Genomic DNA, 21,287 nt, shown 5'->3' on the forward strand with positions numbered 1-21,287 from the left:
TCTCGCCCGCGGTCAGGTTGCGCACCAGCCGCATCGTGCCGGTGTGGCAGAAGCGACAGTTGAGCGTGCAGCCAACCTGGCTCGATACGCACAGGGTCCCGCGGTCGGCGTCGGGGATGAACACCGCCTCGTAATCCTGCCCGTCCTCGGAGCGGAGCAGCCATTTGCGCGTGCCGTCGGTCGACACCTGCGCCTCGACCACTTGCGGACGGCCGATCACGAACCGCTCGGCCAGCCACGGATGCTGCGCCTTCGCGATGTCGGTCATCACCGCAAAGTCGATCGCGCCGCGATTGTAGATCCAGTGCCAGATCTGCTTGGCGCGCAGCTTGGCCTGACGCGGATCGAGCCCCGATTCCTCGAGGACGCGGCGCAACTCGTCGCGCGGCAGCCCGATCAGGTCGATGCGGCCGTCGATGCGCGGCGCGCTGGCGCGCGGCACGGTCACGGGGTCGATGTGCCCGGGAATGGGCATGGGGGCGGCCGAGGCTGTGAGCATCGCGCGCACATAGGCGAACTCGGCACGATTTTCCAGCGTTACCGCCGGGCGCATCCCAGTTGCGCAGCGTCGATCGCGGTGGCCGCGCCGGCCAATGGATAGGTGTCGTTCAGCGTCCGCCCGCCCACGTCGAGCGTGGTGAGCGTCATCGCGCTCGCACCGCGCATCGCGCCGACGATCGCGCGGTCGGTCTCCGCATCGGCGGCATGCGCGGACTCACGATCACCGATCAGCGCGAAGCGTCGTTCGCCGATGATAAGCGTCAGCGGCGCGCCCTCGCCGCGTGGGCGCGATAGCCGGAAGCGCACCGATGGCGCGCGCCTCGGCCCGGCCCGCGCCGCGACCAACGCAAAACCGCCTCGGCGGTCGGTCGTGCCGTCGCGCCGCAGCGGTTGCGCCACCGCCACGCAGTGCGGCCCGGGCGTCTCACGCAGGGCCGCCCAGCGCTGCCATACGCCCAACGGTTCGCGCAGCGCGGCGGTGGCCAGCAGGGCAAGCACGATCGTCATCGTGATGCGTGTCGCGGCACTGTGGCCGAAAGGCAACGCGAAATGCTGTTTATGTAAGGTTCATGCAACATCGGGCGACGCGCGTATTTGACACTGCGCCTCGCGTCTTGGGGTGAGTGGAATGGAGTGAGACATGCGTAAGCTTGCAATGGCGATCCCGGCGACGGTGATGGCGATCGCGATGGCGACCCCGGCTCTGGCGCAGGATGGCCCGCCGAATGGCACGTTCGCGGGCGGCCGCGTCGAGGTGCTGGCCGGCTACGACAATGTGCAGGACGGCGGCGACGGCGATTCGGAAGGGCGCGAAGGCCTCGGTTACGGCGGCCGGATCGGTTACGATTTCCAGCGCGGCAACATCGTCTACGGGATCGACGGCGAACTGACTGATTCGACCACCAAGGCGCGTAGCTACAATGCGCTGACCGCGGGGGACCGCTTCTCGGTCGAGACGGGGCGTGACCTGTATGTCGGCGGCCGGCTCGGTTACGTCATCTCGCCGCAGGCGATGATCTACGGCAAGGGCGGCTACACCAACGCGGGGGTCGAGAGCCGTTACCAGGCGACCACCACTTCGGAGAACGAGCTGGTCGACAAGACCAACCTCGGCGGGTTCCGGCTGGGCGCAGGGCTCGAGTACAAGCTGACGCCCAGTTCGTTCGTCACCGCCGAGTATCGCTATTCGCATTACGGTGACATCGAAGGGTATGACATCGACCTCGACCGCCACCAGTTGATGGCGGGGCTTGGCATCCGCTTCTGATTTCTTTCCCTTGCGGAGCCGGAAGGGGCGGGGGCGCTTGCTCCCGCCCTTTCTTTTTGGCTAGGGAGACTCGGCCAATTGCCCCTGGTGAGTGACCTGCGGGCCGGGGGAAGTGACGATGAAGGCGACGATCGAACGCGCGACGCTGCTGAAGGGGCTGAGCCACGTCCAGTCGGTGGTGGAGCGGCGCAACACCATCCCGATCCTGTCGAACGTGCTGCTTGAGGCGACTGCCGAGGGGCAGTTGCGGTTAATGGCAACCGACCTCGACCTGCAGATCAACGAGAGCGTCGCGGCGGCGGTCGATCAGCCGGGGGCGACGACCGTGTCCGCGCACACGCTGTTCGACATCGCGCGCAAGCTGCCCGAAGGCGCGCAGGTCTCGCTGACTGCCGCCGAGGGGCGGATGACGATCGTGGCGGGGCGCGCGCGTTTCTCGCTCGGCACGCTGCCGCGCGACGATTTTCCGGTGATCGCCGAGGGCGAGCTGCCGACCCAATTCGAGCTGCCCGCCGAAACGCTCAAGCAGATCATCGACAAGACGCGTTTCGCGATCTCCACCGAGGAGACGCGTTACTATCTCAACGGCATCTTCCTGCACGTCGCCGAGGGCGTGCTGAAGGCCGCGGCGACCGACGGGCACCGCCTCGCGCGCGTCACCGTCGACCAGCCCGAGGGTGCAAGCGGGATGCCCGACGTGATCGTGCCGCGTAAGTGCATTGCCGAGCTGCGCAAGTTGCTCGACGAGGTCGACGGCTCGGTCGGTGTGTCCTTGTCGGGCACCAAGATCCGTTTCGATCTGGGGCAGGCGATCCTGACATCGAAGCTGATCGACGGCACCTTCCCCGATTACAGCCGCGTGATCCCGACCGGCAACGACAAGATCCTGAAGCTCGATCCGAAGAGCTTCATGCAGGGTGTCGACCGTGTCTCGACGATCGCGACCGAGAAGACCCGCGCGGTGAAGATGGCGCTGGATCGCGACAAGATCACGCTGTCGGTGACCAGCCCCGAGAACGGCACCGCGGCCGAGGAAGTGCCTGGTGAATATGCGGCGACCCCGTTCGAGATCGGCTTCAACAGCCGGTATCTGATGGATATTCTCGGGCAGATCGGCACCGATTTGGTCGAGGTCCACCTCGCCGACGCCGCCGCGCCGACGCTGATCCGCGAAAATGACAAGAGCCCGGCGCTTTACGTGCTGATGCCGATGCGAGTCTGACCCATCTATCGGGGAGCCTGAAAACTTCCCCGCGATTCCCGCCTATTCGGGAATGACGGGGGTGGCTCACCGACCGCGCATCATCGCGCGCAGCCGGCCCGGCATCCAGCGCGCGGCGAACGCCATGCGTTGCGCCGTCTTGCCGACGATCGTGTGAACGCGGTTTCCGTGCACAGCCGCCCACGCCTGGTCCGCGACCGTTTCGACCGGCGTGAACTCCATCTTCCGCCGCACCACCAGATCGCGCGCGGTATATTTCGTGCCCGGGATCGGCGCGGACAGCAGGTTGGTGTCGATGAAGCTCGGCATCAGCGAGCGGACGCGGATGCCGTCCGCTGCCCATTCGCCGTCGAGCGCCTCGGTCAGCCCGCGCACCGCGAACTTGGTCGCCGAATAGATCGCCAATCCCGGCGAGCCGTAGATCGCCGAGGCCGAGGCGGTGTTGAGCAGGCACGCACCGGGCGTCTGCTTCAGATACGGATAGGCCATCCGTGCGCCATAGGTCAGGCCGCGGAAGTTGACGTCGATCACGCGATCGATCGCGTCGAGCCCGATCTCGGCGAACGGCCCGCCCGCCGCGATCCCGGCATTGTTGAACAGCACGTCGAGCCGCCCGTCGCTGACCCGCGCGAAGTCCGCGAGTACTTCCTCCCATTCCGACGGATCGCGAACGTCCATGACATGCGTGCTGGTGCGGTCGCCGGGGAGCAGCGCGGCGGTGTCGCGCAACCCCTGCGCGTCGATGTCTGCCAGCCCGACCCGCCAGCCGCGGGCGCTGAACAATTGCGCCACCGCGCGCCCGATGCCCGAGCCGCCGCCTGTGACCAGCATCGCCTTCATCCCGCTCTCCCTCGTTAATGCTTGTTAAGCAGGCACGCTTCCCGCATCACCGGCGACGATGCCAGCACTTTCGTCCGGTCCGGCGGTCGCCTTCGAGCAGGTCGGCAAGCGTTACGGCGACGCGGCGGCGATCGATGGCGTGTCGCTGACGATCGCAGGCGGTACCTTCGTCGCGCTGGTCGGGGCGTCAGGGTCCGGTAAGTCAACCTTGCTCAAGACAATTAATCGATTGGTGACGCCCGAGAACGGCCGTGTGCTGCTCGACGAGCGCGATGTTGCCGGAGAGCCGGCGCCCGCGCTGCGGCGGCGGATCGGCTATGTGTTCCAGGACGTCGGGCTGTTTCCGCATCTGAGCGTCGTGGAAAATATCGCGCTGCCGCTGCGGCTCGCCGGTACACCCGATCCGCTGCGTGCCGCCGCGATGCTCGACCTTGTCGAGCTGCCGCGCACGGTTGCGACGCGGATGCCCGCCGAGCTGTCGGGCGGCCAGCGCCAGCGTGTCGGCGTCGCACGCGCGCTGGTGACGCGACCGGGACTGCTGCTGATGGACGAGCCGTTCGGCGCACTCGACCCGGTGACGCGCGAGTCGCTCGCGGGGGCGGTGCGGAGGCTGCACGACGAACTGGCGCTGACGACGATCATGGTGACGCACGACATGGCCGAGGCGCTGCTGCTCGCCGACCGGGTCGTCGTCATGGCGGCGGGCCGCGTCGTCGCCGACGAAGCACCCGCCGCGTTGCTGCGCGGCGCGGGCGGTGAAGCGGCGCAGGCGCTGGTGGCGGTGCCGCGCGGGCAGGCGGCGTGGCTGGCGGCGCTGTCGACATGAACGACGCGTTCGCCCGCGTGCCGGCGCTTGCCGCGCAGCACCTGCTGCTTGCGATGGCAGCGTTGGCGGTGGCGCTGGTGGTCGGTGTGCCGGTCGCGATCCGGGCGGCGCGCGCGCCGCGGCTGGCGGGCCTGGTGCTGGGCTTCGCGAGTCTCGTGCAGACGGTGCCCAGCCTCGCGCTGCTCGCGCTCTTCTATCCGGTATTGCTGTGGATCGGGCATGGCGTGCCCGCACTCGGCTTTTTGCCTGCGCTGCTCGCGCTGTCCCTTTATGCGCTGCTGCCGATCGTGCGCAATATCGTCACGGGGTTGCGCGGGCTCGATCCGGCGGTGCGGGAGGCGGCGGACGGGATCGGGATGACGCCGGGGCAAAAACTGCGAATCGTCGAGCTGCCGCTGGTACTGCCGATCGCGATGGCGGGCGTGCGCACCGCCGCGGTGTGGACGATCGGCGCGGCGACGCTGTCGACCACCGTCGGTCAGCCGAGCCTCGGCGATCTGATCTTCGCGGGGCTTCAGACGCAGGCATGGACGCTGGTGATCGCCGGCTGCGTCGGCGCGGCCGGGCTGGCGCTGGGCGTCGATCTGTTGCTCGGGATCGCAGAGCGCGCGGCGGGGGAGCGGCGCTGGAAGCGCGCGGGGGCCGCCTTGCTGTTGCTGGGCCTGGCGGTGGTGGCGGCGAGTACCCCGCTGTGGCGCTCGGGGAGCGAGCGGCGGATCGTGGTCGGCGCAAAGAACTTTTCCGAGCAGTATATTTTGGCGCGGTTGATCGGCGATCGGCTCACGCGCGCGGGCTATGAGGTTACGTACCGCGACGGGCTCGGCTCGGCGGTGGCGTTCGGCGCGGTCGCGGGGGGCGAGGTCGATGTCTATGTCGACTATGCCGGCACGCTCTGGACCGCCGAAATGCACCGCACCGATACGCCGCCACGCGGCGCGCAGCTACGCGCCATCGCGGATTGGGTGCGAAAGTCGCGCGGCGTCACTTTGCTTGGCGCGCTCGGGTTCGAGAATGCCTATGCATTCGCGATGCGCGGTGACGATGCGCAGCGGCGCGGTGTCGCGACGCTCGACGATCTGGTGCGCGTCGCGCCGCAGTTGCGGTTCGGGGCCGATCTGGAGTTTCTCGACCGGCCGGAATGGCAGGCGATCCGTCGCGCCTATCCTCTGCGTTTCGCGAGCGCGACGCCGTACAGCCCGACCTTCATGTACCGCGCGCTGGAGAGCGGGCGCGCCGATGTCATCAGCGCCTTCTCGTCGGACGGGCGGATCGCGGCCGATCGGCTGACGGTGCTTGCCGACCCGCGTCACGCGATCCCCGGCTATGACGCGATCGTGCTGGTCGCGCCGGCGCACCGTGCCGAGGCGCGGTTCCTCGATGCGCTGCGGCCGTTGATCGGGCGTATTCCGGTGGCAGCGATGCGTGAGGCCAATTACCGGGTCGATCGGGACCGCGACAAGCAGAGCCCCGAGGCGGCGGCGCGCTGGCTGGCGGGGCGGGTCGGATTGTGAGTGACACGATGGCGCCGGCTTTCGGGGCGACCGATCGTGACACCCGACAGCCATGGCCCCTGCCTGCAGGGGCAATGGTCGTTCAGAAGAACAGCTTACGGAACGAGACGCGGATCGTGCGGCCGACCGGGTCGAGATAATCGGGCTGGAAGCCGATCGGCACCTCTCCATTCTGGTCGCGGACGTCGCGGCGGGTGTTGAAGAGGTTGTCGAACTGAACGCTGACGCGCGCGCCGCGCATCCACGGATGCGCGCGAACCCAGTCGATGTTGCCGCCGAGATCGGCAAACAGGCGGAGGTTGGCGGTGGCTAGGCCGCCGAACCGGAGCGTCTCCGGCGTGGCGGCGGTGCCGCCGTTGACGCGGGTGCCGCTCTGGTAATTGACCGATAGTCGCGCGCCGAGGCCGTTGTTGGTATAGCCGGCCTGCCCCTCCAGCTCATGCCGCGCCTGACCGCCGGCCGCGCCGATCGCGTCGCCGTTCAGCAGGTCGAGCACGCGTCCGCCGTCCGCGATCGTCACCCGTTCGGTGAGGTGCCAGGTGTGATAGAGCGCGAACTGCACACGACCGCCGGCCTGACCGCCACCGCCGCCACCGCGCCCACGGAAGCCGCCGCCGCCGGGCGGGCCGCCCGCTGCGCCGCCGCCTGCGTCGGGACGCCCGCCGTTCATCGCGCTCCCGTCCGGCCGGGTGCGATCCTGCGGGGGGCGGTCGGGGCGGCGTTCGCCACCGGGCGGGCGCAACCCCTCGAACGGGTTCGGGCCAGTGCCGGCGCGGAACGCCTCGATCTTCTTTTGCAGCTCGGATTTGATGCGGAATGACAGGTTGACGCCGTAGCGGAGCTGCGACGTCTCGCTGCGCGCGAAATTGATCGGGCGCGAGTCGATCTGGAGCAGATTGCCACCAGCGTCGCGCGTGAAGCGATCGGGGAAGGCAGATTCGATCGCGGCGGTCGCGCTGGGGAAGGCGGCGATCGGGTTGTCGGTGCTCTGTCGTGTGTAATCGGCGCGGAAGTTGATCTGCTGCGCGCTCCACGGCTTGATGTCGAGCCCGACCTTCAGCGCGTGGCGGTTGTCGGCGATCAGGTTCGGGTTGCCGCCGGTGATCGTGGTGACGGTTGCGGTGGTGCCGCGCACGTAATCGAACACGCGCACGCCAGGGGTTGTCACCGAAGGGTTGCCGAGCTGCTGCGCCGAGGGCGCTTCGTCCTGGTCGGTGACGGACGCGAGCAGCCTTATGCCCTCGATCGGCGTCCAGTTCGCGCCATAGCCGATCGTCCACAATGTACCGAAGTCAGAAAGCTGGTCGACCGCGAGATTGCCGTTGATCGACAGCCGGCCGAGCGCGCTGAGCACGCCCTGCGCCTTGTTGGCGATCGGCAGGTCGAGGTTGATCTGCGCATTGGCGACATCGCGCCCGATGTCGGCGGCGCTCGCCACACCACGGCGAAAGGAGTCGCTGGTGAAGTCGCTGGTCGACGCGCCGACGCGGATGCTGGTGTTTGCGTAGCCGGCCGGGAGGAGGAACAAGGGCCCCGCGACCAGGGCGTCGAGCCCGGCGCTGGTCGCGACCGAACGGCCGCGATCGGCGGGCGACGCGCCCAGCGACAGCGGCGCATAGGGATTGGCGAGCGGGTCGAAGGCGTCGATCCCGGCCTGCAACGCGCTGGCGTCGAGCCCGGTCGTGGTGACCGTATTGCTCTCGTCGCGGTCGACGTTGCCGGTGAGCGACCAGCGCCACTGGCCGCGATCGCCGTTGAGCGTACCGCCGAGGTGGAGGTCGGTCGTCTCGGCGCGTTGCGTGAGAGCAGGCACGTCGTCGAACGCGCGCGTCACGCGCACCGGCACCGCGAAGGGTGAGTACGGGCTGCCGACCGGCAGCGTGAGATCGACCTCGGCCAGTCCGCGCAGCGCACGCGTGACATTGTGATCGACGGTCGCGTTCAGCGACGCCGAGACGTTGCCGAAGATCGTCGTGGCATAGGTGCCGTTGGCGCTGAACGTCCGCTGTTGCGGCAGGAGCGTGCGGTACGCGCCCTGATCGGTGATGTTGCGCGTCGTCGTGAAGTCGCCGAGCAGCGGTGCCTGCGTGGCGGCGAGCGCGGGAATGCCGAGCGTCGAGGCGTTGCCGAACAGCGGGTCGATCGCGCCGCGGTTGAGCGAGGAGACGTTGCCGCCGACCGCGGCGGCATTGGACGCCTGGATGATGTCGCGTTCGGACTCAGTAAGCGCGCCGGGGCGACTGTACTCGAGGTGCAGGTTGACGCGCTTGTCGCTGCGGATGCGGAGCAGATCCAGCTCACCGCCGGGCGTGTTGCGCCCGCCCTCGGTCGCGAAACGATCCTCGACCTCGGCGGTCACCGCCTTGAAACGGCGTCGCAGCACGAAGTTCACGACGCGCTGGTCGGCGCGATAGCCGTATTTGAGCGCGACTTCCTCGGGAAGGATGTCGACGCGCTGGATCGCCTCGGTCGGCAGGTCACGGATTTCCTGGAAGCCGGAAATCCGCCGTCCGTTGAGCAGCACCACCGGCGCACCGCCTGCGCCGCGCCCGGAGCGCGTCTGCGGCGACAGTTCGTTGAGCAATTCGGTGACCGAGCTGACGCCGTAGCTGCGGATGTCGGCGGGGGACAATTGCTCCTCAGGCGTCACGTCGCCGATCACCGCGCCGCGTTGCGCGCGCGAGCCGGTGACGACGATGTCTTCGCTGCCGTCCTCCTCGGTGTCGGGTTCGGCGGCGGGGGTGGCCGGAGCCTGCGCGCCGGTCTGCGCGGGCGCGGGTGGCGTGGCGGGTTGCTGGGCGTAGGCGGGGAGCGCCGCGGTGGAGGCCAGCAGAAGGAACGAGAGACGCATGTTTTACCCCAGCCGCGCGTGACGTTCGACGGCACTCGTGGCGCTATCGCCGATTTGTCGCATAATTATGCCGGGTGGTCGGTGCGCTCCCTCTCCCCTGCGGGGAGAGGGCTGGGGTGAGGGGCTGGGTCTCACCGAGACGGACTTCTCTGCGAGGCACCGGCCCCTCACCCAACCCTCTCCCCGGAGGGGAGAGGGCTTAGATGCGCTAAGCCAGCACTCTTACCGGCACCGACTTCGCCGCCGGGACGTGGCTTTCCTCGGCATGGTGCGAGAGCGGGATCAGCGGGTTGCACTCCGGGTAATAGGCCGCGATGCAGCCGTCGGGTACGTCATATTCGACGACGATCAGGTCACCCACGCGACGATCGTGATTGTCCTCCGCGTCCGTGGCGAGCGTCACCTTCTGCCCCGCGCTGAGCCCGGCGCGTGCGATGTCGGCACGGTTCATCAGCACCACCTGTCGCGTGCCGTTGATTCCGCGGAAGCGATCCGAATAGCCGTAGATCGTCGTGTTGAACTGATCGTTGGAGCGCAGCGTCAGCAGTCGGAAGCGCCCCTCCGCCTCGGTGAAGCCGGTGGCGTTGAGCACGTCGGGGACGAGGAACTCGGCCTTGCCGCTCTCGGTATCCCATTCGCGGCCGGCGGCCTTGTTGCCTTTCCAGAAGCCGCCCTTCTCCTGCAGCCGCTCGTTAAAGCGCGCGAAGAAGTGCGGGAACACCGCGGCGATCTCGTCGCGGATCAGGCTGTAGTCGCCGACCCATGCGTCCCAGTCGATCGCGGGATTGGCGGGCAGGAACGCCTTGGCGATCCCGGCCACGATCGCCGGTTCGGACAGCAGGTGCGGGCTGGCCGGCTCGACCTTGCCGAGCGAAGGGTGGATGACGCTGGTCGAGTCCTCGACGGTCACGCGCTGCGGTCCGGTCGCCTGCAGGTCGCGTTCGATCCGGCCGAGGCACGGCAGCAGCCACGTGTCGCCGGCGGCGGGGATCAGGTGGCTGCGGTTGAGCTTGGTCGCGATCTGCACCGACAGGTCCATCCGCGCCCAGCCGTCCTCGACCAATTTGGTTTCGGGCACCGCGCGCGCGAAATTGCCGCCGAGCGACAGGAACGCCTTGACCGTCCCGTCGATGATCCCGCGGCATGTCTCGACCGTATCCAGCCCCTTTTCGGTCGGCGGCGAGAAGCCATAGCGTTCCTTGAGCTTCTCCACGGGCGCGAGTTCGGTTTTCTCGGTAATGCCGACGGTGCGCTGCCCTTGGACGTTGCTGTGGCCGCGTACCGGACACAACCCCGCCCCGGGCTTGCCGATGTTGCCGCGCATCAGCATCAGGTTGACGAGCATTCGGACGTTGTCGACGCCCTTCACATGCTGGGTCAGCCCCATGCCGTAGATCGCCATCGCGGTTTTCGCGCGGTCGTAGGCCGCGGCCGCACGTTCGATCGCGGCGCGGGTCAGCCCCGATTCGTGCTCGATCTCGTCCCACGCGGTCGCCTGCACCTTGGCAGCGAACGGTGCGAAATCATGGGTGTGCTCGGCGATAAAGTCGTGATCGATCGCATCATGGGCGAGCAGCCATTTGGCGATGCCCATCATCACCGCAATGTCGCCGCCGGCCTTCACCTGATGATATTGGGTGGCGATCAGGGTTTCCTTGCCCGTCGCCATTTCGATCGGGTTCTGTGGGTCGGTGAACCGCTCCAGCCCGCGTTCCTTGAGCGGGTTGAAGACGATGATGTCCGCGCCGCGCTTGTGGACGTCCCGAAGCTGATGCAGCATCCGCGGGCTGTTGGTCGCGACATTCTGGCCGAAGTGCAGGATGCAGTCGGTGGTGTCGAAATCCTCGAGCTTCGTCGTGCCGACGGGCACGCCGATCGAGGTCTTGAGCCCGACCGAGGTCGATTCGTGGCACATGTTCGAGCTGTCGGGCAGGTTCTGGTTGCCATAGAGGCGCGCCATCAATTGCCACATGAACGATGTCTCGAGGCTGGCGCGCCCCGACGCGTAGAAGACCACCGATTTGGGCGGCAGCGCTTTCAGCCGCGCGCCGATCGCGTGGAACGCCTCTTCCCACGGCGCGACGACATATTTGTCGGTCGCCGCGTCGTATTTCATGGGGTGCGTCAGCCGCCCGGCTTCCTCCAACCGGTAGTCTGTCCAGCCGCGCAACTCGGTCAGCGTGTGCTGGCGGAAGAAGTCGGGAGTGACGCGCTGGCTGGTGATCTCCCACGCGGTCGCCTTCGCGCCGTTCTCGCAGAATTCGACGGGTCCGGGCGGATAGGGCTTCGACCAGGCGCAGCTGACGCAGGCGAAACCGTCGTGCTTGTTCTGGCGCAGCAGCTCGGCGGAGGTCTGCGCGATATTCTTTTCGCGCGGGATAATGTCGGCGAGCGAGCGCATCGACCCCCAGCCGCCCGCCGGGCCATCGTAAGGAGTGAAATCGGGGCGATCGTCGTGCTGCTCGGTCATGCACGCACTAACGCACGGGATGCGAGAAAAGTACCGCATCGTCGCGCGCCAGCGACACGAGTGTCAGCCCGCCGGCGGCGGCGCGTTCCAGCGCCAAGCTGGTGGCCGCGGACACCGTCACCAGCATCGGGCAGCCCGCCAGCGCGGCCTTCTCGACCAGCTCGTAGGAGCAGCGAGAGGACAGGAGCGCGAACCCGCCGTCCCAGCCGAGCCGCTGCCGCGCCATCGCGCCGATCAGTTTGTCGAACGCGTTGTGCCGTCCGACATCCTCGCGAGCCAGCCGGATCGCGCCGTCGTGCGCGCACAGCATCGCGGCGTGGGCGGCGCCGGTGGCGCGGTTGAGCGGCTGATGTGCGCGCATCGCGGCGAGCGCGGCGAAGATCGCCGCCGGATCGGCGGTGGCGTCGGGGACGCGGGGCAGGTCGCGGTGGATGGCATCGAGATTGTCCATCCCGCATAGCCCGCACGAACTGTCGCTGGTCCGCCGCCGTACGCGGTCGAGCATTGCGGCGGCGCGGGCGGGGGGCACCGCAAGGCGGACGATCGTGCCGCGCGGCGTTTCGTGGACGTCGAGCGACTCGATCTCGTCGGGCACCGTGACGATCCGCTCGGCGAGCGCGAAGCCGGTCGCGAAGTCGGGAATATCCTGCGGAGTCGCCATCATCACCGCATAGCCGATGCCGTTCACTTCGATCGCGACCGGCGACTCCTCGATCACCGCGCGCTCGTGGAGCGCTGCGGACGAGTCGCGCATGACGCGGTCAAAGGAATGCGTGATCGTCATTCACCCACATCATCGGCTTTGTACGATTCCGCCAGTGCCGACTTGATCGAGATGAAGGCACTGGCGGCAGGTCGGGGGCACAATCCCCGCAGTTGAGCGCGTACCGTCATTCCTCGGGTCAGGAGCATCGGTCATGTCTGCCACGGGCGATATCGCGTATTTCCGTCGACGCATCGTCGAAGAGAAGCAGCGCGCGCGGGCCGCGTGCGAAGAGGCGATCCGCCGCCTCCACCTCGATCTCGCCGACCGTTATGCCGAGCGAGCGGCCGAAGCCGAGCAACGCGAAATGATCTATTCGACGCAATAGTGAATGGGCTTGAAGCTGCCGCCGTTCGATGCGGGCGCGGAACAGGCCGTAAGCCCGATTACCAGATCCATCGCGGCGCGCAGCACGATCCGGTCGCCGGCCTTGCTGACCGGCGGCAATACCTCAAGCCGCCCGGTGGGCCCGTCGACCGGCACGTTCATGAAGCAATTGAACGCGACCGGGATCATATCCTCGGTGACGCCCCACGGCGCCAGCGCCTCGGCAAGATTGCCGAAGCAGCCGCGATGCCGTGGAAGATCGGGGTAGAAATGGTCGAACGTCGCATAGGAACACGGCGTCAGCAGGAAGTCGTGCCGCCCCACCGTGTCCTTGACGATCTCCAGCATCACGTTCGAGCGGTTCGAGTAGAGCTTGTGACCGGTGGTGAGCCGGATCGTCTCGGCATAGTCGAGCGTCCGGCCCGACGACAGCACCTCGCGCACGTCGGCGGCGTTGTAGGCGAGCAGATCGGCGACCTGCACGCCGCGCGGGTCGATCACCGTCAGCGTTTGACCGGCGGACAGCGTGAAGCCGGCGCCGCTACGTGGCGGAATCTCGTGAACATCGCCAGTCATGGATGCTTCTCGCCCGCGTAGTGAAACGGGCAGCGCCATGCCGAGTCGACGATGCGGCCGCTATACTGCCGCGCCTCGCTGACCTCGCCGTGGCGCGCCAGCATCGGGTTGCGCGAGCCGGCGATCGCCTCGTCGCGGACCATGATCGCCTCGCGCATCGTCTCATAGCGGCCGTCGGCGCGCAGCGTTTCGAACTGATCGTGGAGGTTGAACACCAGGGTCGGCCGCGCGAAGCGGCGCGCCGGACGCGAGGCGTTCGGGTGCAGCCCGACGACGAAGAACGCCTCGCCGCCGAAGCTGAGCGAGAAATGCGAATCGGTCGGATCGTGGCTGACGCGCGTGTCATAAGGCTGACCGCGCCAGACATCCTTGTCGGAGAGCGACTGGATGCGCTGCCACAGCGCCCGCTCGAACGCGGGCTCGTCAAGGCCGTCCGGCCCGTCGAACACCACCGCGAAGCTACGGAACAGCGCCGGGTTCTCGCGATAGGCGGCCGCGAACTCGATGAGTCCGTCGTGGATGCGCAGATCGTCCCAGGCGCTGTCAATTGTCGAGCACGCCAGCACGTTGAGCGTGCCGCGCGCCATCGCGGCCTTGGCGCCGACGCACGGAAACGCGCGGTCGGCGATATGGTCGTGGAGGAGCGATTCCATTTCCGCCTGCGCATGATGCGTCCAGCGGAACAGAGGGGTGTCAGGTGCCGTCATAGAGGAACGTAGACGGCCAGACGCCGGGTAACGTTCCAATGATTCATGTTGATGGCGATCAGTGTCGGCCTGGTGTCATCCGCCAAGAATGGCGTCGATCGCCGTCGCCAACTCTATATCCCGCCCGGAAAGTCCGCCGGCATCATGCGTTGTCAGCAGAATCTCAACGCGATTCCACACGTTGCTCCATTCGGGATGATGGTCGGCGCGCTCTGCGAGCAGCGCGACTTGCGTCATGAATCCGAATGCTTCCGCGAAGTCGGTGAACACGATCGAGCGCGTAATCGCGTCGCGGCCCTCGTCATAGTCCCAGTCCGGTAGCGCATCGAGCGCATCGACCCGCTCGGCCTCGCTCAACGGTTCGATCGTCTCGGCCATGCACCCGCTCCCTTCCGCTCGTTTGCCCGGAGCGGTATGGCCGGCGGGATGGACGGGCAAGAGGCAATGATGGGCATCGCGCCCTCCGCAGACGCGATCGAGGCACACGCACGCCGCGTGATCGCGCGACTGCCGGCCGCGTTCCGCGCACATCTGGGCGATGTGGTGCTGCTGGTCGAGGAAGAGGCGGATGCGGAGACGCTTGCCGCGCTGGAGCTGGAGCATCCGATCGAGCTGACGGGCCTGTATCACGGTCGACCGATCGGTGAGAAAAGTGCGTTCGACAGCGGGGCGATGCCCGATCGCATCCATCTGTACCGGCAGGCGATCCTCGCCGAATGGTGCGAAACCGGCGTGCGGCTCGACGATCTCGTCGCGCATGTCACCATCCATGAGATCGGCCACCATTTCGGCCTGTCCGACGACGACATGCACGCCCTGGAAGCTGCGGTGGCGGATTGAGCCTGCTCGTCGCGGAGGCGCTGACCGTCGCGCGCGGCGGACGCGTGCTGGTCGAGGACCTCGACGTCGCCGTGCCGCGCGGCGGGGCGTTGCTGGTCAGCGGCGCGAACGGTGCGGGCAAATCGAGCCTGCTGCGCGTGCTCGCCGGTTTGTTGGCGCCGGCGGCCGGTATCGTCAGGCACGATGGACGGTTGGCTTGGATGGGGGAGGCGGCCGCGCTCGATCCCGAGCGGCGGCTGGTCGACGCGCTGGCGTTCTGGGCGGTGCTCGACGGACGCGCCTCGGCCGGGATGCGCGTCGCGGCGGCGCTGGCGGCGCTGGATTTGAGCGACATCGCCGACGTGCCGGTGCGGATGCTGTCGACCGGGCAGCGCCGCCGCGCCGCGCTGGCGCGGGTGGTGGCAAGCGGCGCGGACCTGTGGTTGCTCGACGAACCCGCCAGCGGGCTCGATGCGGCGGCGGTGATGCGGCTGGAAGGCTTGATCGAGGGGCACCGCGGCGGGGGCGGCGCGGTGGTGGTCACCACGCATCAGCCGCTGGCGGTGCCCGAAGCCGTGACGGTGGCGCTGTGATCGCGTTGTTCTGGCGCGACGTGCGGCGGGGATATGCCGGCGGCGGCGTGACGTTGGTGATCGCGTTCTTCCTTCTCGTGGCGGTGCTGTTCCCGTTCGCGATCGGGCCGGATGCGGCGTTGCTGGCGCGCGTCGGCGGGGGCGTGATCTGGGCGGCGGCGTTGCTGGCCGCGTTGCTGCCGGTCGAGCGGCTGGTGCAGCCCGATCTCGAAGCGGGGGTGCTCGACCAGTTGATGGTGCGCGGCGTGTCGCCCGTGACGGTCGCAGCGGTAAAGTTTGCGGCGCATTGGTGCGCCTTCGCGCCGCCGCTGATGCTGGCGGCGGTGATCGCGGCGGGGCTGCTCGACCTGTCGGCGGAGCGGTTGTTGCTGGTCGAGGCGGGGCTGCTGCTCGGGACGCCCGGGCTCGCCGCGCTGGCGGTCGCAACCGGGGCGCTGGTCGCAGGGTTGCGCGGGGCCGGGGCGGTCGCGGGGCTGGTGATGCTGCCGCTTGCGGTGCCGCTGCTGATCTTCGGTGCGGGGGCGATCGAAGGGGGCGCGAGCGGGTTGAAGCTGTTGGCGGCGGTGAGTCTGGTGCTGGTGGCAGGGGCGCCGGTCGTCGCGGGGGCAGCGATGCGGGCGGGAAGCGACTGACCCCGACACCGGGCCGCGCGAGCGCGATCCGGTGTCGGGCGTGGTCGGTCAGAACTTCGCGCGGACGCCAGCCAGCAGGCGGCGGCCCGTGCTCTCGCTGAGCAACATGCGGTTGTGATAGACCGAGTAGCTGTAGCCGTAGCTGTTGGTGAGGTTCACGCCCTCCAGATAGACCTGGAAATTGGGGGTGAGATCGTAGGCGATGTTCGCATCGAGTTGGCCATAGGCGTCGGTCATCTCGGGTTTGCCCTGCGCGCCGCGGCAGACGCGCAGATAGGCTGAGCGCCAATTGTAGGCGGCGCGCGCCTGAAGGCCATTGCGTTCGTAGAAGCCGTTGACGTTGTAGCTGTTCTTCGAAAGCCCTTCGATATCGGTGCAGTCGCCGGGGGTGACGACCTTCTGGTCGCTGGTGACGTGAGTGTAATTGGCGCCGGCGCCGAAGCCGGTCAGGAAGCCGCGGCTGATCGCGTAATTGGCGCCGAGTTCAAAGCCCGTGACCGAGCCGCTGTTGCCGTTGCGCGGCCGGGTGTCATAGAAATTGTATGTGGTGGGCTTGCCCTGAAGGTCCGTGCCGGCGCGCGGCACCTGAATGGTTTGGTTGCTAAGGAAGCCCGAGAAGTTTTTGCGGAAGGCGGCCGCGGTCAGCGCCGAATCTCGCGTGACGTACCATTCGGCCGACGCGTCGAAATTCCACGCCGTAAACGGATCGAGCAGCGGGTTGCCGCCGCTTGACAGCGGCTGGGTGACGCGGCCGGCGTAATTATTGTTGGGGCCCAGATCCGACAGGGTCGGGCGCGTCAGCGTCTTCGAGGCGGCTAGGCGCAGGACGACGTTCTCGGTCGCGTCGATCTTCAGGTTGGCGGCGGGCAGGACGTTCAGATAGTCGTTCTTCACCGTGATCGGCGTCGTCGGCCCGTAGGTGAAGACCAGCAGCGAGCTGTCGCCCGGGTTAGGATAGATCCCGGTCACCGGCTGGATGTTGCCGAGCGACGCCGTCCGCGTCTTGGCGAGGCGTACGCCGATGTTCGCCGACCAGCCGTTGCCCTTCCAGCTGGTGTTGACGAAGCCGGCATAGACCTTCTCCGTGACGTCGAAGCCCTGGCCGGGCTGCAAGGCGGGGACGTAGCCGCCGAGCGCGAGGAAGGTTGCTGTGGGGATCGAGGCCTGCGCACCGGGCGTCCGGGAATTGAGCGTCGCCGTCTGCGACTGATAGGCGACAATCTCGGGAATGCTGAAGTTGAAGAATTGCGTGATGCTTCCATCGCTGCCGGAAGCGTTCGGAAGGAAGTTGTTCAGCGTATAGGACGACACCAGCGTGGGATCGACCGGCGTCTCATAGCCGCAATAGGCGCAATAATTCGACCCGGGCGTCGCATATTGCTGGTTCAGTTTGCGACGCCGCGAATAGAAGCCGCCGGCCTGTACGCCGTCGAAGATGCCCGCTTCCACGCGCCAGCTGGCTTGGAACCGGGCCTCGGTCAGATCGTCGGTGAACCGCGAAATGTTGAGGCCGGTATAATGGTTGGTCAGCTGCGACGCGGTAACCGTCTCGTTGCGTTTCACGACGGGCAGCAACTGATCATCGGGCAGGCTGAACGATAGCGTGTTGTTGAGGTAATTGCCGAGCACCAGCCCGCCGTTGGGCGTGTTGGCGGTGGCGCGCGAGTTCGACAGATCCACCTCGAACGCCAGCCGGTCAGTGGCATCCCACTTGATGTTGCCGCCGAACTGATAGGTATCGGTCCTACGGTCTTCGTAGTTGACGATATTATCCGACTGCTGCGGGACCGAGCGCGGATCGGCGGCCATCGACGGGTTGGCGGCGAAGAACGCCTTGCCGGGGCGGGTGAAGTTGGTGACCGTGCCGTTAGAGTCAAACGTCAGGTCGCTGGCGAAATACGGCTGGACGAAGAACGACTTGTAATAGGTATTGAGCGTGTAGACGTCATATTGCGAATACAGGCCGTCGAGGGTGATTGTAACGGTTTCGGTCGGGCGATATTGCGCGGTGAGGTTCGCGGTCAGCCGCTTCTGGTCAATCGTCGCGCGCCAATTGTCATAGGCCTGCGGGATGTACAGCGTGCGGCTGCCGCCGACGTTAAGATAGCTGTAGTTTGCGGGTGTCAGGCCGGTTGATTGCGGCGTGCCGTTGATGAGCGAGACAGTGTTCGAGTCGGGATCGACCGCGAACCACCCCTCGACCTTTGCCTGATCGTCGAACGACTTGCGACGGGTATAGTTGAGCGACGCTTCCACGCCGAACGTGCCGTCGGCGTTGCGCCAGTTGGCGACGAAGCCGAGGTTCGGCGTCGCTTTCTTCGACAGCAGGTCGTAGATGCCGCCTGCCTGCGCGGTCAGGTGCAGGCCCTCGCGCCCTTCTAGCGGACGCGCGGTCACCACATTGACCGTCGCGCCGATGCCGCCTTCCTGCAATTTGGGATCGTAGCTCTTGTATACCTCGGCACGGCTGATCAGCCCCGAGGACAGCGTCGCGAAATCGAATTCGCGGCCGATCGAGCTGGTGGCCAGCGTGCGGCCGTTCACCAGCACGTTATTGTACTGCGGACCGAAGCCACGCACCGTAATGTACTGACCCTCGCCGGCGTTACGCTGGATCGCGACGCCGGTGATGCGTTGCAGCGAGTCGGCGATGTTGGCGTCCGGGAACTTGCCGACGTCGGTGGCGGTCACCGCGTCCAGGATCACCGGCGACTGTCGCTTTGCCTCCAGCGAGGCGCGCTGGCTCTCGCGGATACCGGTCACGACGATGTCGGCGGCGGTGGCGTCGTCCGTCGTCGTCCCATCCTGTTGCACGGACGCCGGCGAAGCGGCGACGTCGCCTGCCTGCGCACTGCTCGCGGTGGCGATGAGCAGCGAAACCAGTGATGTCGAACACACAAGCACCGTCGAGACACGAACCCGCATCATATCCTCCCCAGCAAGAACCCGCTCGTAGCGACGGGACTAGTTACCGGTAACATCAGTTATGCTGATGCTGCAAGTGGGATCGACGTTCGGCCTCTAAAACTTGAGAGCGGGGCAGTCAGTGCGCATGGATTGCCGCGTCGAAAGACGACGGTTCGTGGCCGCCTACCGCGACCAGCGCGCCCAAATCGCCGTCGGCAGCGTCAGCCCGCGCGCTTCCTCGCGCACCGCCAGTTCGCCGGCCTCGACCGTCCCGGGCAGGTCCGCGAACGCCTGTCGCAGCATCTCGCCGATCGCCAGCGCCGACATCCGCACCGCATAGACCGTGAGGAACAGATAGCGCGATTCGGCGTCCAGCAACTGTCGACAATCGGCGATCAACGCGGGCAGATGTTCTTCCAGCCGCCAAACCTCACCATCGGGTCCGCGCCCGTATTTGGGCGGGTCGAGGAGAATACCGTCATAGCGCCGCCCGCGGCGCACCTCGCGCGCCACGAACTTGGCGGCATCGTCGATGATCCAGCGCACCGGCGCGTCCGCAAGCCCGGAGAGCGCGGCATTGCCGCGTGCCGCCTCGACCGACTTCTTCGACGCATCGACATGCACCATCTTCGCGCCGACCGCCGACAGCGCCAGCGTGCCGACCCCTGTATAGCCGAACAGGTTCAGGCACTCCGGTTCGGCCACGCCCGCGATCCGCTCGCGCATCCATGACCAGACCGGCGCCATGTCGGGGAAGAAGCCGAGATGGCGGAAGGGCGTGGTCTGCGCAGTGAAGCGGACGCGCGCGTCGCCCTCACTCCACGCCAGCGGCCAGCCGTCGCGCGGGACCGGCTCTGCGAAATGCCATTGCCCGCCGCCGTCCTCGTCGCTGCCCGGCACGAACTCGCCCTGCGCACGCCAGTCGGGCCTGGCGGGCGCCCAGAGCGCCTGCGGCTCGGGGCGGATGAAGCGGAAGCGGCCATAGCGTTCCAGCTTGCGGCCGTGGCCGGAATCGACCAGCCCGTAATCCGCCCACGGCTCCCCGACGAGAGTTGAAAGTTCCATCAGTGACGCGGCACCGCATGCTGCGCGACGTACCCGCTCACCGCCTCATAGGTGGCATCCAGCGTCACGAATCGCTCCTCGCGCTCGAACAAGTCGCCGACGCGTGGCGGCAGCGGGGGGCGAGCCCCGGTGGCGCGCTCGACCGCGTCGCCGAACTTCGCGGGATGCGCGGTCGCCAGCGTCACCATCGGCACGCCCTCGCTGGCATGGCGGTGGGCCGCCGCCAGCGCGATCGCGGTGTGCGGGTCGACGATCTGACCGCTGCGCTCGTGCGCGTGGCGCATTGCGAGCGCCATCTCGTCGGTGTCGACGCGCTCGCCGACGAAGAGCGGGGCCGCGCCTTGCGTCTGCGCGTTGGTCAGGCGGATGCTGCGCGCATCCTCGAAGCTGCGCATCTGCTCCGCCAGCGCCGCACCGTCGCGGCCGCCGAGATCGAACAGCAAGCGCTCGAAATTGCTCGACACCTGGATGTCCATCGACGGCGTCGGGGTCGGGACGACGGTGCGGCTCGAGTAATCGCCGTTCGCCAGCGCGCGCGCGAGGATGTCGTTGACGTTGGTCGCGACGACCAGCTTCGCGACCGGCAGCCCCATCTTGGCCGCGACATAGCCGGCGAAGACGTCGCCGAAATTGCCGGTGGGCACGCTGAACGCCACCGGTTTCGCGGGCGCGCCGAGCCGGACGGCGGCGTAGAAATAATAGACCACCTGCGCCATCAACCGCGCCCAGTTGATCGAATTGACCGCCGACAACCGGAAGCGCGCCGAGAAGGACGTGTCGTTGAACATCGCCTTCACCAGCGCCTGCGCGGTGTCGAAGTCGCCGCGGATCGCGATATTGTGGACGTTGGGTGCGCCGACCGTGGTCATCTGGCGGCGTTGCACCTCGCTCACCCGGCCTTCGGGGTGGAGCATGAAGATGTCGAGATGCTCCCGCCCCGCGACCGCGTCAATCGCCGCCGAGCCGGTGTCGCCGCTGGTCGCGCCGACGATCGTCAAATGCTGGTCGGTGCCCTGCAGGAACCGCTCGAATAGATGCCCCAGCAATTGCAGCGCGACATCCTTGAACGCCAGCGTCGGGCCGTGGAACAGTTCGAGCAACCACTGATCGTGGTCGAGTTGCACCAGCGGCGTCACGGCATCATGGCTGAACGCGCCATACGCCGCCGCGCACAGCCCGCGCAGTTCCTCGCGGGTCAGTGTGCCTTCGACGAACGGCGCCATCACCGCCACCGCGGTGTCGACATAGGACAGGCCGCGTAGCGCGCCGATCGCCTCGGGCGACAGAGTCGGCCAGTGTTCGGGCACGTACAACCCGCCGTCGGAGGCGAGGCCGGCGAGCGTGACGCCCGCGAAGTCGAGCGCGGGCGCGTTCCCGCGGGTGCTGACGTAGCGCATGGGCCGTTGCCTA

19 protein-coding genes and 1 pseudogene are annotated in these 21,287 nt (G+C 67.5%); 8 read left to right on the forward strand and 12 right to left on the reverse strand.

What is annotated here, in order from left to right:
• Together AADI75_RS09115 and AADI75_RS09120 are read right to left on the reverse strand one after the other, a co-directional pair.
• A pseudogene (locus tag AADI75_RS09115) lies at nucleotides 1-475 on the reverse strand (23S rRNA (adenine(2503)-C(2))-methyltransferase RlmN); the annotation flags it as partial.
• Between the two features lie 62 nt (nucleotides 476-537).
• Complete coding sequence (locus AADI75_RS09120) at nucleotides 538-1,008, reverse strand: invasion associated locus B family protein (protein WP_341208722.1); 471 nt, start codon at nucleotides 1,006-1,008, stop codon at nucleotides 538-540.
• Nucleotides 1,009-1,141: 133 nt separating this feature from the next.
• Between AADI75_RS09120 and AADI75_RS09125 the strand changes: the two genes are divergently transcribed.
• Complete coding sequence (locus tag AADI75_RS09125; protein ID WP_341208723.1) at nucleotides 1,142-1,768, forward strand: outer membrane beta-barrel protein; 627 nt, start codon at nucleotides 1,142-1,144, stop codon at nucleotides 1,766-1,768.
• A 118-nt stretch (nucleotides 1,769-1,886) separates the two neighbouring features.
• Nucleotides 1,887-2,990 carry a DNA polymerase III subunit beta gene (gene dnaN, locus AADI75_RS09130; protein WP_341208724.1) on the forward strand — a complete coding sequence of 368 codons (1,104 nt, stop codon included), beginning with the start codon at nucleotides 1,887-1,889 and terminating at the stop codon, nucleotides 2,988-2,990.
• 66 nt (nucleotides 2,991-3,056) lie between these two features.
• On the opposite strand, the gene AADI75_RS09135 is transcribed toward dnaN, so the two are convergent.
• Nucleotides 3,057-3,830 carry an SDR family oxidoreductase gene (locus AADI75_RS09135; protein ID WP_341208725.1) on the reverse strand — a complete coding sequence of 258 codons (774 nt, stop codon included), beginning with the start codon at nucleotides 3,828-3,830 and terminating at the stop codon, nucleotides 3,057-3,059.
• 58 nt (nucleotides 3,831-3,888) lie between these two features.
• On the opposite strand from AADI75_RS09135, the gene AADI75_RS09140 reads away from it, so the two are divergent.
• Both AADI75_RS09140 and AADI75_RS09145 read left to right on the forward strand, forming a co-directional pair.
• On the forward strand, nucleotides 3,889-4,656 hold the full coding sequence (locus tag AADI75_RS09140; RefSeq protein WP_341208726.1) for an ATP-binding cassette domain-containing protein: 768 nt from the start codon (nucleotides 3,889-3,891) through the stop codon (nucleotides 4,654-4,656).
• Complete coding sequence (locus tag AADI75_RS09145) at nucleotides 4,653-6,167, forward strand: ABC transporter permease/substrate-binding protein (protein WP_341208727.1); 1,515 nt, start codon at nucleotides 4,653-4,655, stop codon at nucleotides 6,165-6,167. The genes AADI75_RS09140 and AADI75_RS09145 overlap by 4 nt, the downstream gene beginning before the upstream one ends.
• A gap of 82 nt (nucleotides 6,168-6,249) precedes the next feature.
• On the opposite strand, the gene AADI75_RS09150 is transcribed toward AADI75_RS09145, so the two are convergent.
• The 3 genes from AADI75_RS09150 to fdhD form a co-directional block, all read right to left on the reverse strand.
• Nucleotides 6,250-9,018 (reverse strand): TonB-dependent receptor, encoded by a 2,769-nt coding sequence (locus tag AADI75_RS09150; RefSeq protein WP_341208728.1) that lies wholly within the window; start codon nucleotides 9,016-9,018, stop codon nucleotides 6,250-6,252.
• Nucleotides 9,019-9,226: 208 nt separating this feature from the next.
• A complete protein-coding gene (locus AADI75_RS09155; RefSeq protein WP_341208729.1) occupies nucleotides 9,227-11,488 on the reverse strand; it encodes an FdhF/YdeP family oxidoreductase in 2,262 nt (753 codons plus the stop codon).
• Nucleotides 11,489-11,495: 7 nt separating this feature from the next.
• The gene (fdhD, locus tag AADI75_RS09160) at nucleotides 11,496-12,272 is read right to left on the reverse strand and encodes a formate dehydrogenase accessory sulfurtransferase FdhD (protein ID WP_341208730.1); all 777 of its coding nucleotides are present in this window, start codon (nucleotides 12,270-12,272) and stop codon (nucleotides 11,496-11,498) included.
• A 133-nt stretch (nucleotides 12,273-12,405) separates the two neighbouring features.
• Between fdhD and AADI75_RS09165 the strand changes: the two genes are divergently transcribed.
• A complete protein-coding gene (locus AADI75_RS09165) occupies nucleotides 12,406-12,579 on the forward strand; it encodes a hypothetical protein (RefSeq protein WP_341208731.1) in 174 nt (57 codons plus the stop codon).
• Here the strand turns inward: AADI75_RS09165 and AADI75_RS09170 are convergent.
• The 3 genes from AADI75_RS09170 to AADI75_RS09180 form a co-directional block, all read right to left on the reverse strand.
• A complete protein-coding gene (locus AADI75_RS09170; RefSeq protein WP_341208732.1) occupies nucleotides 12,564-13,154 on the reverse strand; it encodes an urea carboxylase-associated family protein in 591 nt (196 codons plus the stop codon). The two genes, AADI75_RS09165 and AADI75_RS09170, sit on opposite strands and share 16 nt — an antisense overlap.
• A complete protein-coding gene (gntA, locus tag AADI75_RS09175) occupies nucleotides 13,151-13,861 on the reverse strand; it encodes a guanitoxin biosynthesis heme-dependent pre-guanitoxin N-hydroxylase GntA (protein ID WP_341208733.1) in 711 nt (236 codons plus the stop codon). Before gntA ends, AADI75_RS09170 begins: the two co-directional genes overlap by 4 nt.
• A gap of 75 nt (nucleotides 13,862-13,936) precedes the next feature.
• Nucleotides 13,937-14,239: a 4a-hydroxytetrahydrobiopterin dehydratase gene (locus AADI75_RS09180; protein WP_028967278.1), complete on the reverse strand. Its 303-nt coding sequence runs from the start codon at nucleotides 14,237-14,239 to the stop codon at nucleotides 13,937-13,939.
• Between the two features lie 69 nt (nucleotides 14,240-14,308).
• On the opposite strand from AADI75_RS09180, the gene AADI75_RS09185 reads away from it, so the two are divergent.
• The 3 genes from AADI75_RS09185 to AADI75_RS09195 are packed head-to-tail and all read left to right on the forward strand — an operon-like array spanning nucleotide 14,309 to nucleotide 15,905.
• Entirely contained in the window at nucleotides 14,309-14,701 is a 393-nt protein-coding gene (locus AADI75_RS09185) for a metallopeptidase family protein (protein ID WP_341208734.1), read from the forward strand.
• Nucleotides 14,698-15,273, forward strand: a complete 576-nt coding sequence (gene ccmA / locus AADI75_RS09190) for a heme ABC exporter ATP-binding protein CcmA (protein ID WP_341208735.1) — start codon at nucleotides 14,698-14,700, stop codon at nucleotides 15,271-15,273. Before AADI75_RS09185 ends, ccmA begins: the two co-directional genes overlap by 4 nt.
• Entirely contained in the window at nucleotides 15,270-15,905 is a 636-nt protein-coding gene (locus AADI75_RS09195) for a heme exporter protein CcmB (RefSeq protein WP_341208736.1), read from the forward strand. Before ccmA ends, AADI75_RS09195 begins: the two co-directional genes overlap by 4 nt.
• Nucleotides 15,906-15,953: 48 nt before the next feature.
• On the opposite strand, the gene AADI75_RS09200 is transcribed toward AADI75_RS09195, so the two are convergent.
• From AADI75_RS09200 to thrC, 3 genes are all read right to left on the reverse strand, one after another.
• Nucleotides 15,954-18,719 (reverse strand): TonB-dependent receptor, encoded by a 2,766-nt coding sequence (locus tag AADI75_RS09200; RefSeq protein ID WP_341208737.1) that lies wholly within the window; start codon nucleotides 18,717-18,719, stop codon nucleotides 15,954-15,956.
• Nucleotides 18,720-18,995: 276 nt separating this feature from the next.
• The gene (locus tag AADI75_RS09205; protein ID WP_341208738.1) at nucleotides 18,996-19,877 is read right to left on the reverse strand and encodes a class I SAM-dependent methyltransferase; all 882 of its coding nucleotides are present in this window, start codon (nucleotides 19,875-19,877) and stop codon (nucleotides 18,996-18,998) included.
• Entirely contained in the window at nucleotides 19,877-21,274 is a 1,398-nt protein-coding gene (gene thrC, locus AADI75_RS09210) for a threonine synthase (RefSeq protein WP_341208739.1), read from the reverse strand. The genes AADI75_RS09205 and thrC overlap by 1 nt, the downstream gene beginning before the upstream one ends.
• Nucleotides 21,275-21,287: the final 13 nt, after the last annotated feature.

The sequence above is a fragment of the uncultured Sphingomonas sp. genome (assembly GCF_964021865.1).
Lineage (GTDB): Bacteria > Pseudomonadota > Alphaproteobacteria > Sphingomonadales > Sphingomonadaceae > Sphingomonas.

Excerpts from the sequence above, each read along its gene's own strand:
- AADI75_RS09120 (WP_341208722.1), bottom strand. The coding sequence starts at position 1,008 with ATGACGATCGTGCTTGCCCTGCTGGCCACCGCCGCGCTGCGCGAACCG.
- AADI75_RS09125 (WP_341208723.1), top strand. The coding sequence starts at position 1,142 with ATGCGTAAGCTTGCAATGGCGATCCCGGCGACGGTGATGGCGATCGCG.
- dnaN (WP_341208724.1), top strand. The coding sequence starts at position 1,887 with ATGAAGGCGACGATCGAACGCGCGACGCTGCTGAAGGGGCTGAGCCAC.
- AADI75_RS09135 (WP_341208725.1), bottom strand. The coding sequence starts at position 3,830 with ATGAAGGCGATGCTGGTCACAGGCGGCGGCTCGGGCATCGGGCGCGCG.
- AADI75_RS09140 (WP_341208726.1), top strand. The coding sequence starts at position 3,889 with ATGCCAGCACTTTCGTCCGGTCCGGCGGTCGCCTTCGAGCAGGTCGGC.
- AADI75_RS09145 (WP_341208727.1), top strand. The coding sequence starts at position 4,653 with ATGAACGACGCGTTCGCCCGCGTGCCGGCGCTTGCCGCGCAGCACCTG.
- AADI75_RS09150 (WP_341208728.1), bottom strand. The coding sequence starts at position 9,018 with ATGCGTCTCTCGTTCCTTCTGCTGGCCTCCACCGCGGCGCTCCCCGCC.
- AADI75_RS09155 (WP_341208729.1), bottom strand. The coding sequence starts at position 11,488 with ATGACCGAGCAGCACGACGATCGCCCCGATTTCACTCCTTACGATGGC.
- fdhD (WP_341208730.1), bottom strand. The coding sequence starts at position 12,272 with ATGACGATCACGCATTCCTTTGACCGCGTCATGCGCGACTCGTCCGCA.
- AADI75_RS09165 (WP_341208731.1), top strand. The coding sequence starts at position 12,406 with ATGTCTGCCACGGGCGATATCGCGTATTTCCGTCGACGCATCGTCGAA.
- AADI75_RS09170 (WP_341208732.1), bottom strand. The coding sequence starts at position 13,154 with ATGACTGGCGATGTTCACGAGATTCCGCCACGTAGCGGCGCCGGCTTC.
- gntA (WP_341208733.1), bottom strand. The coding sequence starts at position 13,861 with ATGACGGCACCTGACACCCCTCTGTTCCGCTGGACGCATCATGCGCAG.
- AADI75_RS09180 (WP_028967278.1), bottom strand. The coding sequence starts at position 14,239 with ATGGCCGAGACGATCGAACCGTTGAGCGAGGCCGAGCGGGTCGATGCG.
- AADI75_RS09185 (WP_341208734.1), top strand. The coding sequence starts at position 14,309 with ATGGGCATCGCGCCCTCCGCAGACGCGATCGAGGCACACGCACGCCGC.
- AADI75_RS09205 (WP_341208738.1), bottom strand. The coding sequence starts at position 19,877 with ATGGAACTTTCAACTCTCGTCGGGGAGCCGTGGGCGGATTACGGGCTG.
- thrC (WP_341208739.1), bottom strand. The coding sequence starts at position 21,274 with ATGCGCTACGTCAGCACCCGCGGGAACGCGCCCGCGCTCGACTTCGCG.